Source organism: Micromonospora trifolii (assembly GCF_022229005.1).
GTDB lineage: Bacteria > Actinomycetota > Actinomycetes > Mycobacteriales > Micromonosporaceae > Micromonospora > Micromonospora trifolii.
Genome location: NZ_JAKKFD010000063.1, coordinates 1 through 17,435 on the forward strand (window position 1 = coordinate 1; position 17,435 = coordinate 17,435).

A 17,435-nucleotide genomic window follows, 5' to 3' on the forward strand; every position below is an offset into this window, starting at 1 on the left:
CGCGGCCCGGCGCGGCGCGGCGCGGCCCGGCGCGGCGTGGCCCGGCGCGGCCGGTGGGCATGATCGACTCGGGGTTCTGAAAGTCGGGGCATCCAGGGCCTCGGGACCCCGCGACTTTCAGGAACGCGAGTCGATCATGGCTGGCGACCGGCCACCAGGATGGTCCGGGTGGTTCAGGAGGTGGGGAGGTGACGCAGGCTGCGGACCTTCCGCCACAGGTCGGCGTCGCAGCGGCCGGCGTGGTCGGCGAAGGCGGCCGAGCTGAGTCGGATCGGCTCGGTGAGGCTGAGGTAGCTGTCGTGCTCCGCGCCCGGGTCCCAGTCCCGGGTGGGAATCCGCACGTGGTCGTCCCGGTCGCTCTTGTCCTGGCTGGTGATCTTCAGGACGTCGGCGCCCCGGGAGTCGGCGCGCAGCACCAGACACGGGCGCACCTTCGACCCGCTGCCGTCGGCGTACGGCACGTCGGCCCACCAGATCTCACCGGGCGCCGGAGTGCCGCCGTGCCGGTCGGTGTCACGCGGGCGGGGCTTGGTGGACGGCCGCTCGGCGCCACGGGGTCGTGGCGGGGTGGAACGACGGCCACCGGTGCCGCCCCGACCCGGCCGGGTGCCCGCACGCCGGTTGGCCACCCGGTGCCGCCAACTGTTCCACGCCCAGCCGGCGGCCACCGCCAGCAGGATCGCCACCGCCCAGAGCAGTGCCTCGGGCATCCGTACCTCCGTACCTCCGCGTCCCGGCGACCGCCGGTCGCGCCGTCCGGCGATCCTTGCACGCCGCCGCCCGTGCCGCCCGCCAACCACACCGCCGTCTCCCCACCCGCGCCGATCTTGCACGTTCGGTCGCCGAGATGCGCGGAACGCCCCCTATGCCGCGACAGCAAATGCAAGATCGCGGGGAGGGTGGCAGGGGAGGCGGCGCGGGCGGGCGGGCGGGCGGCGGATTGTCCCACCGGCCCGATACGGTGCCGGAGTAGCGTGATCAGGGAGGTCGCAGGCGTGTCCGAAGGTGGCGGTGTGTCCGAGGAGCAGATCGGTCAGCAGGTCAGCCCGGCGCAGGAGGCGGCGGCCGGGGCTGAGCCGACGCCGCAGGCCCGGGAGCGGCATGCCGCGCTCAGTCAGGAGTTGACCGAGCACCAGTACCGCTACTACGTCCTGGACGCGCCGACCATCCCCGACGCCGATTTCGACAGGCAGTTGCGCGAGTTGGAGGCACTGGAGGCGGAGTTTCCGGCGCTACGGACGCCGGATTCGCCTACCCAGCGGGTGGGCGGCACGTTCTCCACCGACTTCACAGCGGTCACCCATGCCGAACGGATGCTCTCGCTCGACAACGCCTTCGCCGACGAGGAGTTGGCGGCCTGGGCCGAGCGGGTCGAGCGGGACGCGGGCGGACCGGTGCCCTACCTGTGCGAGCTGAAGGTCGACGGGCTGGCGATCAACCTGACCTACGAGAACGGCCGGCTGGTCCGGGCCGCGACCCGGGGCGACGGGCGCACCGGTGAGGACGTCACGGCAAACGTGCGCAGCATTCGGGACGTGCCCAGTCAGCTCGTCCCGTCCGCCGAATTCCCGGACATTCCCGAGCTGGTGGAGGTCCGGGGCGAGATCTACTTCCCGATCGCCGCGTTCGCCGATCTCAACGCGGGTCTGGTGGAGCAGGGCAAGGCGCCCTTCGCCAACCCCCGCAACGCCGCCGCCGGCAGCCTGCGACAGAAGGATCCACGGGTCACCGCCACCCGGCCGCTGCGCCTGGTCGTGCACGGCATCGGCGCCCGCCGGGGGTTCCAGCCCACGGCACAGTCCGAGTCGTACGCGGCACTCAAGTCGTGGGGTTTGCCGACCAGCGACCGGTGGCGGGTCGTCCCGGACCTGGCCGGCGTCGCGGAGTTCATCGCCTACTACGCCGAGCACCGGCACGACGTCGAGCACGAGATCGACGGCGTGGTGGTCAAGGTCGACCCGGTCTCCATCCAGGGCCGGCTCGGGTCGACCAGTCGTGCCCCCCGCTGGGCGATCGCCTTCAAGTACCCGCCGGAGGAGGTCACCACCAAGCTGCTCGACATCGACGTCAACGTGGGGCGCACCGGCCGGGTCACCCCGTTCGCCGTGCTCGAGCCGGTGCGCGTGGCCGGCTCCACAGTCGCGCTCGCGACCCTGCACAACGCCCGCGAGGTGGAGCGCAAGGGGGTGCTGATCGGCGACACGGTGGTGCTGCGCAAGGCCGGCGACGTGATCCCCGAGGTGCTCGGCCCGGTGGTCGATCTGCGGCCCGCCGATGCCCGGCCGTTCGTCATGCCGACCAGTTGCCCGGCCTGCGGCACCCCGCTCGCGCCGTCGAAGGAGGGCGACGTGGACATCCGTTGCCCCAACACCCGCAGCTGCCCGGCGCAGTTGCGGGAGCGGGTGTTCCACCTCGCCGGCCGGGGTGGGTTCGACATCGAGGTGCTCGGCTACAAGGGCGCGGCCGCCCTGCTCGACGCGGAGATCATCAGCGATGAGGGCGACCTCTTCCACCTCGACGCCGAGCAGTTGTCCCAGTCGCCGTTCTTCGTCAACAAGGACGGCAGCCTGGGCAGCAATGCCACCAAGTTGCTGGACAATCTCGCGGTCGCCCGGGAACGGGACCTGTGGCGGGTGCTGGTGGCGCTCTCCATCCGGCACGTCGGCCCGACCGCGGCCCAGGCGCTCGCTCGGCACTTCCGGTCGATGGACGCCATCGACGCGGCCACCGAGGAGGAGCTGTCCTCCGTCGATGGCGTCGGGCCGACCATCGCGGCCAGCATCCGGGAGTGGTTCGCTGTGGACTGGCACCGCGAGGTGGTCCGCAAGTGGGCCGAGGCCGGTGTACGGATGGCCGAGGAGGCGGTCGACGAGGGGCCGCGCCCGCTGGAGGGGATGACAGTGGTGGTCACCGGCACACTCGCCGGCTATTCGCGTGACCAGGCGGCCGAGGCCGTGCAGAGCCGGGGCGGCAAGGTCAGCGGGTCGGTCTCCAAGAAGACGAGCTTCGTCGTCGTGGGCGACAACCCCGGGTCGAAGGCCGACAAGGCCGCCAGTCTCAAGGTGCCGGTGCTCGACGAGGACGGGTTCCGGCTCCTGCTGGACGCGGGCCCGGACGCCGCCCGGGACGTCGCTCAGCTGGGCGGCTGACCCCGCCGACGGCTGGCCGGGGCGACTGGCCGCGTATACCAACTTAATTACGACTACGACCGATTCGTGACTGTCATACCGGGAAACTGGGGGCCGAGGGCGTTTCATTGGGTCACGGCGTGCGCACCGGCACGCCGATGGTCGGTCGGGAGGTGTGGTGGAGGTCGCCGACCCACGCAACTCGCTTCCTGCGGGACGGGTCGCACCGTTCGCCGCCTTCGTCGCCGGCATCCTGGCGGTGGCCGCGCTGACCGCCGCCGTTCCACTCGCGACGCTCCCCGGTGAGCTGTCCCAGCTGCCGGTGGCGTTCTGGACGATGGCCGCGCTCGCCGTGGTCTGCGACGCGCGCCCGTTCGTGCCACCGGGGCGCCGGCAGACGTCGGCGGTGTTCCCGTCCACCTGCTTCACCTTCGCGATACTGCTCGGCTGGGGTCTCGGCCCGGCGGTGGTGGTGCAGGCGGTGGGCGTCGTCGTCTCGGGTTGGCGGATGCGGCACGCCGCGTGGCGCACGGCGTTCAACGTCGGCCAGTACGCGTGCGCCCTTGCCGCCGCGTACGGGGTGATCCAGCTCGGCTCGGGCACCATCTTCTCCGGTGGGCGGCTGCACTGGACCGACGTGGCCGCCGTCGGCGGTGCCGCGCTGGCCTGGTTCGTCGTCAACTACGGGTTGGTCAGCTGGGCGGTGCGGCTGCGGTTCGGGGACCGCTGGTGGCCCACCGTCCGCCAGGGGCTCGGCTTCGAGTTGCTCTCCACCGGCTCACTACTGCTGCTCGCCCCGGTGCTGGTAGCGGCGGCGCGGGTCAGCGCCGCGCTGATCCCGCTGGTGCTGGTGCCACTCTTCGCCGTCTACCGGATGGCGCGGTTGACGAACGAACAGCAGCACCTCGCCGCCGCCGACCCGCTGACCGGGCTGCCCAACCGCAAGGCCCTGCTGGCCGAGGTGGCGGAGCAGGTGCACCTGCACGCCGAGCGGACCGCCCGTGGTGAAGCCGACGGGCAGCTCGCGCTGCTGCTGATCGACCTGGACCGCTTCAAGAACGTCAACGACGCCCTCGGGCACGCCGTGGGCGACCGGCTCCTGGTCGAGGTCAGCGCCCGGCTCACCGACATGCAGCCCCGACCACAGATGATCGCCCGGCTCGGCGGCGACGAGTTCGCCATCGTGATGACCGGGCTCACCGACGTCGGTCAGGCGCGGGAGTTGGCCGACCGGGTGGTCGAGGCGCTGGCCGAACCGGTGCCGCTCGACGGGCTGCCGCTGGACGTGGGCGGGTCGATCGGGATCGCCCTCTTCCCGGAGCACGGCGAGGACTTCGCCACCCTGATGCGCCACGCCGACGTCGCGATGTACGACGCCAAGCACCGCAACGACACGGTGGCCGTGTACGCCCCGGAGTCCGACCACAACTCGGCCGAGCGACTCGGCCTCCTCGCCGACCTGCGTCGCGTACTGGAGGCCAGCCCCTCGACCGAGGCGCCGTTCGACGCCGACGCCGAGCCGGCAGGTCAGGGCCAGGGCGAGGATGCGCAGCCGGACGGGACCGGCCGGCACGGTGTGCCGGGCGACCCCGAGCGGACTGCCGACGTACCCCTCGTCGCGTCGGCGGAGGTGCGCGGCGGTGACGGGGCGGCACTGCCCACCGGCGCCCCGGCCGAGGGCGTGCTGCCCACCGCGGCGCCGGGCCGGTCCGTGCCGGCGGCGGACCCGGCGCCGACGCTCGCCCCGGCGCCACCGGGAGCTGGCCGGTGGTGGGCGCGCCGTCGGCGCACCGACGCCGAGCTGGCGCACTCCGATGAGCTGATCAACCGGATCGCCACCGGAGCCGACCCGATCCGGGGTCGCAACGCCCGTGCCACTGTCGGCGGCACCCGTTCCGGTCCGGCCCGGGAGCGGCGCGTCGGCGGCGGGATCGGTCGGCGGTCCCCGAACGGGAGCGCGGTGGGCAAGGGTCGCACCGGGGGGCGGCGGGACGTCGGCCCGGGTGCGCCCGGGCAGCCACTCGAACCGACCGGGTGGGCGCACGCGGACGAGCCGGCCGACGACGCCGGGGAAATCACCATGTACTACCAGCCGCAGATCGCCATCGCGACCGGCGAGGTGGTCGGCGTCGAGGCCCTGCTGCGGTGGCGACACCCCCGGCGGGGCATGGTCGACCCCGAGGAACTGATCCGGGTCGCCGAGCAGAGCGCCGTGATGCGACTGCTCACCCGTCGTGTCGTCGACGACGTGGTGGAGCAGCTCGCCAAGTGGTCGGCGGCCGGCATCAGCCTGCGCGCCGCCCTGAACGTGAGCGTGCGCGACCTGCACACCGGCGAGATCGCCGACCAGATCGCCGACCGGCTGGCCCGCTACGGGGTGCCGGCCGAGCGGCTCCAGGTCGAGATCACCGAGGGGGCGTTGATGGCCGACCCGCGTCGGGTGCTGGCCACCATCTCCCGGCTGCACCGGATCGGCGTGGCCATCGCGCTGGACGACTTCGGCACCGGCTACTCCTCGCTCCAGCACCTGCGGCGGTTGCCGCTGTCCGAGGTGAAGGTGGACCGGTCGTTCGTCCTCGGCATGGCCGACGACGCCGACGACGCGGCGATCGTCCGGTCGATGATCGAGCTGGCCGGCGCGCTGGGGCTGCGGGTGGTCGCCGAGGGTGTCGAGGACGAGCGGACCTGGCGGATGCTGCACGCCGCCGGCTGCGATGCCGCTCAGGGCTGGTTCTACGCCCGGCCGATGCCGGCCGAGGAGTTGGTCACCTGGCTGGCCCGGTACCGGCCGGTGCGCCCGACCGGCGGGCACCCGCAGCCGGATGTCGCCCGCCGCCCCACCCGCTGACCCGGCACGAGGGTCGCTGGAGGGGGAGTCGGGGACGCGGCACCGGAGCGGAACAATAGACTCGCTCCGGTCACCGCGTGTCACGCTCCACCTGTCGCGCGGCCGGCACACCGCCCGACCAGCAGGAATTCAGAAGGGGGCACGGATGGCCGCCATCTCCCGCGAGGAGGTCGCGCACCTGGCGCGCCTGTCGCGGCTCGCCGTCACCGAGGAGGAGCTGGACACGTTCGCCGGCCAGCTCGACGTGATCCTCCAAGCGGTCGCCCAGGTCGGCGAGGTCGCCGCCGCGGACATCCCGCCGACCTCGCACTCGGTGCCGTTGACCAACATCTTCCGCGAGGACGTCGTCACGCCGTGCCTGACCCCGGAGGAAGCGCTGTCGGGCGCGCCCGACGCCGAGGACCAGCGGTTCCGCGTACCGCGGATCCTGACCGAGGATGTGGCCTCATGAGCGATCTGATCAGCATGACCGCGACGGAGATCGCAGCCCTGGTCGCGGGGGGCGAGACCTCCGCCGTCGAGGTGACCCAGGCGCACCTGGACCGGATCGCCGCTGTCGACGACCGGGTGCACGCCTTCCTGCACGTCGACACCGACGGCGCGCTCGCCGCGGCCCGTGCGGTGGACGAGCGCCGGGCCGCCGGCGAGGAACTGGGCCCGCTCGCGGGTGTGCCGGTCGCTGTCAAGGACGTGCTCGCCACCCGGGGCGTGCCGACCACAGTGGGGTCGAAGATCCTGGAGGGCTGGCGCCCGCCGTACGACGCGACGATCGTGCAGCGGCTGCGGGAGGCCGGCACGGTGATGCTCGGCAAGACCAACATGGACGAGTTCGCGATGGGCTCCTCCACCGAATACTCGGCGTACGGCCCGACGCACAACCCGTGGGACCTGAGCCGGATCCCGGGTGGCTCGGGTGGTGGCAGCGCCGCCGCGCTGGCCGCGTACGAGGCGCCGCTGGCGATCGGCTCGGACACCGGCGGCTCGATCCGCCAGCCCGGCGCGGTCACCGGCACCGTCGGCGCCAAGCCCACCTACGGCGGCACCTCCCGTTACGGGCTGGTGGCCTTCTCCTCGTCGCTCGACACCCCCGGCCCGTGTGCCCGTACGGTGCTCGACGCGGCCCTGCTGCACCAGGTGATCGGTGGGCACGACCCGCGCGACTCCACCTCGATCCCGCAGCCGGTGCCGGACGTGGTGGCGGCGGCGAAGCTCGGCGCTACCGGTGACCTGACCGGTGTGCGGCTCGGCATCGTGAGCGAGTTCGTCGGCGAGGGCGCCGAGCCGGGCGTGATGGCCGCGTTCCGTGAGTCGGTCGACGCGCTGACCAAGATGGGCGCCGAGGTCGTCGAGGTGTCCTGCCCGACGTTCGCGTACGCCCTGCCGGCGTACTACCTGATCGCCCCGAGCGAGTGCTCCTCCAACCTGGCCCGGTTCGACGGTGTCCGGTTCGGCCTGCGGGTCGGCGACGACGGCAACCGGTCGCTGGAGGAGGTCATGTCGCTGACCCGGGAGGCCGGCTTCGGCCCGGAGGTCAAGCGCCGCATCATGATCGGCACGTACGCGCTGTCGTCGGGTTACTACGACGCGTACTACGGGCAGGCGCAGAAGGTCCGGACGCTCATCACCCGGGACTTCACCGCCGCGTTCGAGCGGGTCGACGCGCTGATCTCGCCGACCACCCCGTCGGTGGCGTTCCCGATGGGCGCGCGGACCGCCGACCCGTACCAGATGTACCTGGCCGACCTGTACACGATTCCGACCAACCTGTACGGCGGGCCGGGCATCTCGGTGCCCTGTGGGCTCTCCGAGGGGCTGCCGGTCGGTCTCCAGGTGATGGCCCCGACGATGGCCGACGACCGGATGTACCGGGTCGCCGCCGCGTTGGAGTCCGCAGTCGGCACGTTCACCCCGCCGGCGCTCTAGACCGGGTGTCACAGTATCGGCGCCGAGGGACCTGTCCCTCGGCGCCGATCGTGTGTCTGGACGGGTTGGGCGTCGATCAGGGCTGGTTCGGCGGCCCGGCGAGGTAGCGGCGGGCCTCCCGCAGACCACGCCAGCGGTACCAGGCGGCACCTCCCCAGAGCAGGAGCAGCAGTACGGCCAGCACGCGGCCGAACGGGCGGACCGGGTCCACCAGGGGCGGCAGTTGACTGAGGAAGCCCACCGTGAACAGCACCAGCAGCCAGCGTTGACCAACGCGGGACCGAGCCTCCTTGCGAGCCAGCGCGTCCAGACGAGGGTCGCCGGTGGACCCGTCGCGCAACGCCTGCCCGATCCGCCGCCTGGTTGCCGGATCGGCACCGGCCGTCCGGGGTATCCGCCTGATCAGCCGACGGCCGAAGACGAGGGCCACGACCGCGCCGACCAGCGACGGGATCAGAATCATCGCGAACGCCGCGAGGAGGTCAGACCCACCGGTGTCACCGTCGACCATCGCAGCGGTGCCCATAACGGCCGCGCCGACCACGACGGCCGCGGCGACGACGTACGTGCTGCGGCGGTGCCGCCCCTGCGGCACCTGCTCCTCGGAGGCGACACGTTCTCCGCTCGTCATTGTCGTTCCGTACCCCGCTGTTGGTAACGCCACGCACGCCGGACGAAACCCGGCCGAGGATTGATCGGGCAACCCCATTAGGCTGGACAGGTTCTGTCCCGGATCGCGCCTGGAGCGTCTCATGACCACGACACTGCCCGCGTACGACGAGGTCGTTGCGCGCTTCGAACCGGTGATCGGCCTGGAGACCCACGTCGAGCTGGGCACGAACACCAAGATGTTCTGTGGTTGCCCGACCGACTTCGGCGGCGAGCCGAACACCCGGGTCTGCCCGGTGTGCCTGGGCCTGCCCGGTTCGCTGCCGGTGGCCAACAAGGCGGCCATCGAGGCGATCATCCGGATCGGCCTGGCGTTGAACTGCTCGATCGCCGAGTGGTGCCGGTTCGCCCGGAAGAACTACTTCTACCCGGACATGCCGAAGAACTTCCAGATCAGCCAGTACGACGAGCCGATCTGCGTCGACGGTTACCTGGACGTCGAGGTGGGCGGCGAGACGGTCCGGATCGAGATCGAGCGGGTGCACCTCGAGGAGGACACCGGCAAGTCGCTGCACGTCGGCGGCGCCACCGGCCGCATCCAGGGCGCGACGGAGTCGCTGGTCGACTACAACCGGGCCGGCATCCCGCTGGTCGAGATCGTCACCAAGCCGATCACGGGCACCGGCGCGCTCGCCCCCGACGTGGCCAAGGCGTACGTCGCCGAGCTGCGCGACGTGATCCGCACCCTCGGCGTGTCCGACGTGCGGATGGAGGAGGGTTCGCTGCGCTGCGACGTGAACACCTCGCTCAACCTGCCGGGCGCGGAGTGGGGCACCCGTACCGAGACCAAGAACGTCAACTCGCTGCGGTCGGTGGAGCGGGCGGTCCGTTCGGAGATGCTGCGGCAGGCGTCGGTGCTGGACGCGGGCGGCCGGATCACCCAGGAGACGCGCCACTTCCACGAGGACACCGGTGACACCACCCCGGGTCGCTCGAAGGAGACCGCCACCGACTACCGGTACTTCCCGGAGCCGGATCTGGTGCCGATCGCCCCGGACCCGGCCTGGGTCGCCGAGCTGAAGGCCGCCCTGCCGGAGCTGCCCCGGGTGCACCGGCGTCGGCTCCAGGAGCAGTGGGGCCTGTCCGACCTTGACATGCAGTCGGTGCTGAACGCCGGAGCGGTCGAGCTGATCGAGGCGACCGTGGCCGCCGGCACCACCCCGGCGGCGGCCCGCAAGTGGTGGCTGGGTGAGCTGTCCCGCCGGGCCAACGAGAGCGGTGTGGAGCTGGCCGAGATCGGTGCCACCCCCGCCCAGGTCGCAGAGCTTCAGGGGCTTGTCGACGCCGGCAAGCTCAACGACAAGATGGCCCGCACGGTGCTGGAGGGCGTGGTCGACGGCGAGGGCTCGCCCACCGAGATCATGACCAGTCGGGGCCTGGAGGTCGTGTCGGACACCGGCGCGCTGACCGCCGCCGTGGACGAGGCGATCGCCGCGAACCCCGGCATTGCCGACAAGATCCGCAGTGGCAAGGTCGCGGCGGTCGGTGCGCTGGTCGGCGCGGTCATGAAGACCACCCGGGGTCAGGCCGACGCGAAGACCCTGCGTGAGCTGATCCTGGAGCGCCTCGGCGTCCAGGGCTGACACCCACCCGGAGCACGCCGCCGCCGTGACCCGGCGGCGGCCTGCTGCCACCCCCTGTCGACTACGCGGCCACCCCGCACCCCTCGCGAGGGCGTCAACGGCGACGCCTGGATGGAGCCACCGTGACCCAGCACGACCTCGATGTCCTCGACGAGATCCAGCGGCGGGTGCTCTGGCTCGCCACCCGGATCGTGGACGCCGCCAACCATGACCGGGCCACCGGCGACGGTGTGAAGGTCGGCGGCCACCAGGCGTCCAGCGCCTCTCTGGTCACGGCGATGACAGCGCTCTGGTTCGCGCACCTGGACGCCGAGGACCGGGTCGCGGTGAAGCCGCACGCGTCCCCGGTGTTCCACGCCATCCAGTACCTGCTCGGTAACCTGGACCGCTCCTACCTGCCCCGGCTGCGGGCCCGTGGCGGCCTCCAGTCGTACCCGTCGCGCACCAAGGACCCCGACGCTGTGGACTTCTCCACCGGTTCGGTCGGCCTGGGCGCGGCGGCGCCGCTCTTCGCCGCCGCCACCCGGCGGTACGTCGACGCGCACTTCGGGGCCCGCCCGCATTCCCGGTTCGTGGCGCTGATCGGCGACGCCGAGCTGGACGAGGGCAACATCTGGGAGGCGGTGGCCGACCCGGCGACCACCGGGCTGGGCAACGTCATGTGGCTCGTCGACTTCAACCGCCAGTCGCTGGACCGGGTGGTTCCCGGCATCCGGATCAACCAGTGGCGGGGCCAGTTCGAGGCGGCCGGCTGGCACGTCGTGGAGGTCAAGTACGGCCGCCGGCTCGCCGAGGCGTACGCCCGGCCGGGCGGCGAGGCGCTGCGCGACTGGATCGACGCGATGCCCAACGAGCAGTACCAGTCGCTGTTCGGGTTGGTCGGGCCGGCGCTGCGCAAGCAGTTCCTGGACGGCGCTCCGGCCGGCATCGCCGAGCTGATCGCCGACGTCTCCGACGAGGAGCTCGGCCCGCTCGTCACCGACCTGGGCGGGCACGACCTTCAGGCGATGCTGGACGCGTACGCCCAGTGCGACGCGGTCACCGACCGGCCCAGTGTCGTCTTCGCGTACACGGTGAAGGGTTGGGGTCTGCCCATCGCCGGCAATCCGCGCAACCATTCCGCGCTGCTCAGCTCGGAGCAGGTCGACACGCTGCGCGCCGCGCAGGGGTTGACCGCCGAGACCGAGTGGGACCGGCTCGACCCGGCGTCACCCGCCGGGATCCAGGCCGGCGCCCGCCGGGAGGCGCTGTCCCGCGCGCCGCGCGAGCGTGCGCTGGGCGTCACCGTCCCGGAAAGCACTGGAGTACGCGCCAACAAGCCGATCTCCACCCAGGAGGCATTCGGTCGGGTGCTGGTGGACCTGGCGCGGGACCGAGAGGTGGGCCGCTACCTGGTCACCACCGCCCCGGACGTGGCCACCTCCACCAACCTCGCCGGGTTCATCAACAAGACCGGGGTGTTCGCCCCCACCGAGCAGCGTTCCTGGACCGAGGACCGGATGCTGCGCTGGACGGAGAGCCCCGCTGGGCAGCACATCGAGCTGGGCATCTCGGAGATGAACCTGTTCCTGCTGCTCGGCCAGCTCGGGCTGTCCTGGGACCTGTCCGGGCAGCCGCTGCTGCCGGTGGGCACTGTCTACGACCCGTTCGTGCTGCGCGGCCTCGACGCCTTCCTGTACGGCACGTACTCCGGCTCCCGGTTCGTGGTGGCTGGCACCCCGTCCGGCATCACCCTCGCCCCGGAGGGCGGCGCCCACCAGTCCACGATCACCGCGTCGGTCGGCCTGGAGCTGCCCGGGGTGACATTCATCGAGCCGGCGTACGCGGCCACCCTCGACTGGCTGCTCTGCGACGCGATCGGTCAGATCGCCGGTGGGTCGGCCCCGGCCGCGACCGCCGCACCCGCCGAGGACGGCGCGTACTACTTCCGGTTGAGCACCCGACCGTTGGACCAGGCGCCGTTCGAGGCGGCCCGGGCCCGGCTCGGCGACGCGGTGCTGCGCCGGCAGGTCGTCGCCGGGGCGTACCGGCTGATCGACGCGCACCAGGCGTACCCGCACCTGGTCGACGCCCCGGTGGTGCAGTTGGCCGCCTCCGGCGCGGTCCTGCCCGAGGTGCTGGCCGCCGCCGCGGAACTAGCCGACGAGGGCATCGCCGCCCACGTGGTGGACGTGACCTCGCTGGACCGGCTCTACCGGGCCTGGCAGCGCACCCTGCGCCAGGGCGTACGGACGGCCACTGTGCCCAGCGTGCCGGGTGCGCTGCGGTCAGCGTTCGCCGATCGGGTGCCGGTGGTGACAGTGCACGACGCCGCGTCGCACGCGATGGCCTGGCTCGGTTCGGCGGTCGGCGCACCGGCGGTGCCGCTCGGGGTGGACGAGTTCGGCCAGTCCGGCAGCGTCGCCGAACTGTACGAACTGCACGACCTGCTGCCCGGCAGCATCGTCAACGCCGCTCTGGCCGCCATCGCCCTGCGCTGACCCGTCGGCGCCCGCCGGTCCGCTGGCGGGCGTCGACGTCGGCTCAGCCGGTCGGCGTGGGCGTCGGTGTGGCGGGGACACCGCCGCTCGGCGTGGGTGTGGGCGTGGCCGGGACACCGGCGGTCGGGTTCTCCACCAGGCGCCGTTCCAGGTTGACCTGGGCCTGCCCGGTGCCGCCGACGGTGATGGTGTCGTACGCCTGGAGCAGCTTCTGCTGGTCGAAGTAGAGCACGCTCATCGACAGCGGGGTGGGCTTCTCGCCCTCCAGGCCGCGCAGCCCGGCGCCGCCGGTGGAGCCCTCCACCATCAGCGCGGTGGGCTGTTGCCCGGGTGCCTGCGGCAGCTTGGTTACCTGCCGGGCGTGGGTGTGCCCGGCCAGCACCAGCGGGCAGGTGCCGGCGAGCGGTCCGGCCGACGCCGGGTCGTGCACGAGCGCGATGTTGACCGGTCGCGGTGAGCTGCGGACCGTCGCGGCGAGCTGGTTGCCGGCCCCGATCACCTGGTCGGCCACCTGCTGGGTCAATCCGCTGCCGGCCGGGGACGTGTTCTTGTCCGGGGTGAAGCGCGGGTCGCCGATGCCGGCGATGGTCAGCCCGGCGACAGTCGTGGTCGTGTTGTTCAACACGATGGCGTTCGGCTGGCGGGCCACGGCGGCGGCGGTCTTGCCGGAGTCGTGGTTGCCCCGGATGAAGACGTACGGCTTCTTCAGAAGGCCGATCGAGGCGACGAAGGAGGCTTCCGGTTCGCTGCCCCAGTCGGTGATGTCCCCGGTGTCGATCACCACGTCGATGCCGAACTGCTCCACCACCGTCCGGATCAGCTGCCAGCCGGTCGGGTTGAGGTGCATGTCGGAGACGTGCAGCACCCGGGTGGTGCCCGGGGTCGGTTCCAACAGCGGTAGCGCCGAAACTGTGGTGTAGAGCTGGCTGACGTTGCCGACGAGGCGCTGCAACTGCTCCGCGTACTTGGTGTAGTCGTTGGCGATCCGGCGGGCGTCACCGACGATGGCCGGGGCGTTGACCAGCAGCCCCTCGTAGCGTGGTTCCTCGATGGCCTGCGGACGCACTGTCGCCGCCGCCGTGCCGAGGCTGCTGGCGGTGACCAGCAGCGCCAGCCCACCCGCCCAGGCGGTGCGTCGGGCGTCGCGGAAGATCAGCCCGGCCAGGATCAACGTGACAAGCACCGACGCGCCGAGGGTACGCAGGCCGAGGCGCATCACACCGGAGCGGACGTCCTCCACGGCGCTCTGGCTGGCCCGGCTGATGCTGGCCGGGTCGTCGATCAGTGCCTCGGTGCGCCCCTGGTCGAGGGCGCCCAGCCGAACGGTGAGATGGGTCGGCCCGTCGTGGCTGTCGAGCAGCAGCGCGCCGAGCGGCGGGATGTCGACGGTGGTGCCGCCGTCGCGGGCGGGGGAGATGCTGAGGTTGGCCCGGAACGGGCCGATGTCGGTGCTCACCTGGCCACCGGCCAGCACCCCGAGCACCGCCCCGGCCAGGGCCACGGCGAGGACGGCGACGATCAACCCGAGGCGGCGCAGTGGGCCGGCGGCCCCGACCCACCAACCCGTCGGGCGCGGCTGATCGTCGCCGGTCACCGGGTCGTCCCGGTCATCGGCGTCGTCGTGCCGCTCGTCGCGTTGCCCGTCCATGCTGAAAGTCTGACCTGCCCGTCGGAAGATCTTGGCAAACCTGAACGGTTGGTGACGCAATCAGCTGCGTCCGCCGTCACCACCCGCGAAGACCACCCGCAGGAGTCGGTCGTCGTCGCCCGCCGGGTCGCCCCGGCCGTCGTGGTTGGAGGTGCTCACCCAGAGCGACCCGTCCGGTGCCGCGGCCACCGCACGCAGCCGACCGTAGCGGTTGGTGAGCAGCTCACTGGGCTGACCGAGCAGGGTGCCGGTGTCGGTCAGCTCCATCACCCAGAGGCGCTTGCCGCGCAGACAACCGGTGGCCAGCAGCCGGTCCGTGGCGGCCAGACCGGAGCAGGACGCGTCCGACGTCGCCCACTGTGCGATCGGGTCGGTGAACCGCTTGTCGCCGGCCTGGCCCTCGACCTCCGGCCAGCCGTAGTTGCCGCCCTTGGTGATCTGGTTGATCTCGTCCCAGGTGTTCTGGCCGAACTCGACGGCGTACATCCGCTTCGCGGCGTCCCAGGCGAAGCCCTGGACGTTGCGGTGGCCCAGGGACCAGACCGGGGAGTTGGGGTACGGGTTGCCGGCGGCGGGTTTGCCGTCCGGGGTGACCCGGAGGATCTTGCCGCCGAGGCTCTTCACGTCCTGGGAGAGGGGGCGCTGACCGGCGTCGCCAGTGCTGACGTAGAGCTGCTTGTCCGGGCCGAAGCCCAGCCCACCGCCGTTGTGCACGTTGGCCTTGGGGATGCCGGTGAGGATCGGGGTGGGCTGCCCGCCGAGTCGCAGCCGGGCGACCCGGTTGTCCCGCTCGGTGGTGTAGTAGACGAACACCGTCTGGTCCCGGGCGTAGTCGGGGGAGACGGCGATGCCGAGCAGGCCACCCTCGCCCGCCGCCGCCACGTCGGGGATGGTCTGGAGCGGGCGGACGGTCAGCCCGTCCGGCCCGGACTCGGGGCCGACCTGGAGGATCCGGCCGTTGTCCCGTTCGGTGACAAGCGCGCCGCCGTCCGGCAGGAAGGCGATCGCCCACGGCACCCGCAGGCCCTTGGCGAGCACTGTCGCCACCGCCTGCTGGCCGGCGCCGCCAGGGCTCGCCGACGCGGACGGGGTCGGCAGGTTGGGCGGCTCGCCGGCCGGGTCGGGCTCCGGCTCGCCGAAGCTGCAACCGGCGGTGAGGAGCAGCGCCGCGCAGGACGCCGCGAGGGCCACCCGGAGGCGGTGGATGCGAGGGTACGGGGGACGGGCGCTCACCCGGCCCAGGGTAGCCCGCCGCGCGGCCCGGCCGGGCCCGTCGAGTGGCAACGGGTGCCGAAGGACCCGCCCGATTGTCCCCGGTGGACCGCTCACCGAGCCCGGACGGCCAGCAGCGCGGTGTCGTCCTCACGGTGCCGGATCGAGGCGAGCAGCAGGTCGCACAGGTCGTCGAGGGGCAGCGTGTCGGTGCCGGTCAGCCGGCCCACCAGCTCGGCCAACCCCTCGTCGATCGAGCGGTCCCGCCGCTCGATCAGCCCGTCGGTGTAGAGCAGCAGTGTGTCGCCGGTGGCCAGGATTGTCGACCGACTGCTCCGGGGCGACGGGCGGGCCAGGCCGAGCAGCGGCTCCGGCGTCGCCTCCAGGGTCTCGACCGCCCCGCCGACGCGGACCACCAGGGTCGGTGGGTGCCCGGCGTTGGACCAGGTCACCTCGTGCACACCGGCGCGCTGCGGACAGATCCGCACCAGCGTCGCGGTGGCGGCGATCGGCAGTCGCAGGCCACGGATGGCGCCGTCCAGGTTGCTCATCAGTGACCCGACCGCGTCCGGCCGGCCGAAGGCGTTGCCCCGCACCAGGTTGCGCAGCTGGCCCATGGTCGCCGCCGCCTCGATGTCGTGCCCGGCCACGTCCCCGATCGCCGCGATCACGTCGCCGTCGGGCTGCACGAAGGCGTCGTACCAGTCGCCGCCCACCTCGACCCGGTCGGCCGCCGGCTGGTAGCGGGCCGCCAGCTCCAGCTCCGCCACCACCGGCAGTCGGGGCAGCATGCTGTGTTGCAGCACCTCGGCGACGTGCCGCTGCTCGCCGTACATCGAGCTGTTGCCGACGGCCTGGCCGGCCCGACGGCCGATGTCGACGGCGGTGAGCAGGTCCCGGTCGTCGAACTGCTGACGTTGGCCGCCGTTGACGAGGGTGATCGCCCCCAGCACCGTGCCGCCGACGCCCCGCACCGGCACGCTCAGGTAGGAGGCGATGCCCAGCCGACTGGCGATGGAGGCCATCTCCGGGTGGGTGGTGCCCCTCGTCACGTCGGCCAGGGACGCCACGCTGCCGAGCCGGGGCTGGCCGGTCCGGAGCACCGTCCGGATGATCGACTCGGGGCTCAGCCCGGTGCGCAGCAGATCGCCGAAGCGGTCGACGTCCGCCGCGCGGGCCGGGTCGCGGTGCACCGAGACCACCTCGCGGGGCAGGCCGGTCGGCCCGATCAGGGTGAGCAGGCACCAGTCGGCGAGCAGCGGCACCATTGTGGCGGCGAGCCGGCGCAGCGCGGTGCCCACGTCCAGGGTGCCAGCGAGGGTCTCACTCACCCCGGCCAGCAGCTCCAGCCGCTCGTGCGCCTGCACGACCCGCCGTCGGGCCTCCTGCGCGCCGTCGAGCGCGATCCGCAGCCGCAGCTCCGATGAGCAGGCGGCGGCCAGGTCGCCCAGCGTCCGCAGCTGCGCGGCCGTCCAGGCGCGGGGCTTGCTGTCGATGGCGCAGAGCGAGCCGAGCACCCGGCCGGAGAGGTCGGTCAGCGGCATCCCGGCGTACGCGACCACGCCGAGGTCGTCGATGGCCAGGTTGTCCCGGACGCGGGGGTAGAGCCGGGCGTCCGGCAGCACCATCGGCGCCTCGATGTCCACGACATGCTGACAGAACGAGTGGCTCAGCGGGGTCTGCCGGCGCTCCGACCAGGGCTCCGGCAAGCCGACCGCGCCCGGGAAGAACTGCCGGTCGGCGGAGACCAGGGAGACCAGCGCGACCGGCACGTCCAGCAGGTCACTGACCAGCCGCGCGAACCTGTCGAACGCCTCGTCCGGGACGGCGTCGAGCCCGGTGTCGGCGAGCGCGCGCAGCCGCTCCGGGTCGCCGAGCACCGAAGGTGGCGCGATCGAACGCCGGGTGGGGCCGGGGGAGCCGTCGGTCATCGAGCACCTGTCT

General features: G+C 72.6%; 11 protein-coding genes. 6 read left to right on the forward strand and 5 right to left on the reverse strand.

Annotated elements, in window-relative coordinates; genetic code table 11:
• Positions 1-173: 173 nt before the first annotated feature.
• Positions 174-710 carry a type II toxin-antitoxin system PemK/MazF family toxin gene (locus tag NIE79_RS30500; RefSeq protein WP_238681862.1) on the reverse strand — a complete coding sequence of 179 codons (537 nt, stop codon included), beginning with the start codon at positions 708-710 and terminating at the stop codon, positions 174-176.
• Positions 711-1,013: 303 nt separating this feature from the next.
• On the opposite strand from NIE79_RS30500, the gene ligA reads away from it, so the two are divergent.
• The 4 genes from ligA to gatA all read left to right on the forward strand — a co-directional run bounded on the left by ligA (position 1,014) and on the right by gatA (position 7,899).
• Entirely contained in the window at positions 1,014-3,149 is a 2,136-nt protein-coding gene (gene ligA / locus NIE79_RS30505) for an NAD-dependent DNA ligase LigA (protein WP_238681863.1), read from the forward strand.
• A 157-nt stretch (positions 3,150-3,306) separates the two neighbouring features.
• Complete coding sequence (locus NIE79_RS30510) at positions 3,307-5,976, forward strand: putative bifunctional diguanylate cyclase/phosphodiesterase (RefSeq protein ID WP_238681864.1); 2,670 nt, start codon at positions 3,307-3,309, stop codon at positions 5,974-5,976.
• 145 nt (positions 5,977-6,121) lie between these two features.
• A complete protein-coding gene (gatC, locus tag NIE79_RS30515) occupies positions 6,122-6,427 on the forward strand; it encodes an Asp-tRNA(Asn)/Glu-tRNA(Gln) amidotransferase subunit GatC (RefSeq protein ID WP_091393256.1) in 306 nt (101 codons plus the stop codon).
• A complete protein-coding gene (gatA, locus tag NIE79_RS30520) occupies positions 6,424-7,899 on the forward strand; it encodes an Asp-tRNA(Asn)/Glu-tRNA(Gln) amidotransferase subunit GatA (protein WP_238681865.1) in 1,476 nt (491 codons plus the stop codon). Before gatC ends, gatA begins: the two co-directional genes overlap by 4 nt.
• 76 nt (positions 7,900-7,975) lie before the next feature.
• Here gatA and NIE79_RS30525 read toward each other — a convergent pair whose 3' ends face one another.
• Positions 7,976-8,530, reverse strand: coding sequence for a hypothetical protein (locus NIE79_RS30525; RefSeq protein WP_238681866.1), 555 nt, complete (start codon positions 8,528-8,530; stop codon positions 7,976-7,978).
• A 121-nt stretch (positions 8,531-8,651) separates the two neighbouring features.
• Here NIE79_RS30525 and gatB point away from each other — a divergent pair, with 121 nt between their 5' ends.
• Both gatB and NIE79_RS30535 read left to right on the forward strand, forming a co-directional pair.
• On the forward strand, positions 8,652-10,151 hold the full coding sequence (gene gatB / locus NIE79_RS30530) for an Asp-tRNA(Asn)/Glu-tRNA(Gln) amidotransferase subunit GatB (protein ID WP_238681867.1): 1,500 nt from the start codon (positions 8,652-8,654) through the stop codon (positions 10,149-10,151).
• A 122-nt stretch (positions 10,152-10,273) separates the two neighbouring features.
• A complete protein-coding gene (locus NIE79_RS30535) occupies positions 10,274-12,631 on the forward strand; it encodes a thiamine pyrophosphate-binding protein (RefSeq protein ID WP_238681868.1) in 2,358 nt (785 codons plus the stop codon).
• A 43-nt stretch (positions 12,632-12,674) separates the two neighbouring features.
• On the opposite strand, the gene NIE79_RS30540 is transcribed toward NIE79_RS30535, so the two are convergent.
• The 3 genes from NIE79_RS30540 to NIE79_RS30550 all read right to left on the reverse strand — a co-directional run bounded on the left by NIE79_RS30540 (position 12,675) and on the right by NIE79_RS30550 (position 17,422).
• Entirely contained in the window at positions 12,675-14,279 is a 1,605-nt protein-coding gene (locus NIE79_RS30540) for a metallophosphoesterase (protein WP_238681869.1), read from the reverse strand.
• Positions 14,280-14,339: 60 nt separating this feature from the next.
• Positions 14,340-15,512, reverse strand: coding sequence for a PQQ-dependent sugar dehydrogenase (locus NIE79_RS30545; protein ID WP_238681870.1), 1,173 nt, complete (start codon positions 15,510-15,512; stop codon positions 14,340-14,342).
• Between the two features lie 92 nt (positions 15,513-15,604).
• Positions 15,605-17,422, reverse strand: coding sequence for a SpoIIE family protein phosphatase (locus tag NIE79_RS30550; protein ID WP_238681871.1), 1,818 nt, complete (start codon positions 17,420-17,422; stop codon positions 15,605-15,607).
• Positions 17,423-17,435 lie beyond the last annotated feature (13 nt).

Bases quoted from the DNA above. Each gene is read 5' to 3' on its own strand.
- NIE79_RS30550 (WP_238681871.1), bottom strand. From the start codon at position 17,422: ATGACCGACGGCTCCCCCGGCCCCACCCGGCGTTCGATCGCGCCACCT.
- NIE79_RS30500 (WP_238681862.1), bottom strand. From the start codon at position 710: ATGCCCGAGGCACTGCTCTGGGCGGTGGCGATCCTGCTGGCGGTGGCC.
- gatA (WP_238681865.1), top strand. From the start codon at position 6,424: ATGAGCGATCTGATCAGCATGACCGCGACGGAGATCGCAGCCCTGGTC.
- gatC (WP_091393256.1), top strand. From the start codon at position 6,122: ATGGCCGCCATCTCCCGCGAGGAGGTCGCGCACCTGGCGCGCCTGTCG.
- NIE79_RS30540 (WP_238681869.1), bottom strand. From the start codon at position 14,279: ATGGACGGGCAACGCGACGAGCGGCACGACGACGCCGATGACCGGGAC.
- NIE79_RS30525 (WP_238681866.1), bottom strand. From the start codon at position 8,530: ATGACGAGCGGAGAACGTGTCGCCTCCGAGGAGCAGGTGCCGCAGGGG.
- gatB (WP_238681867.1), top strand. From the start codon at position 8,652: ATGACCACGACACTGCCCGCGTACGACGAGGTCGTTGCGCGCTTCGAA.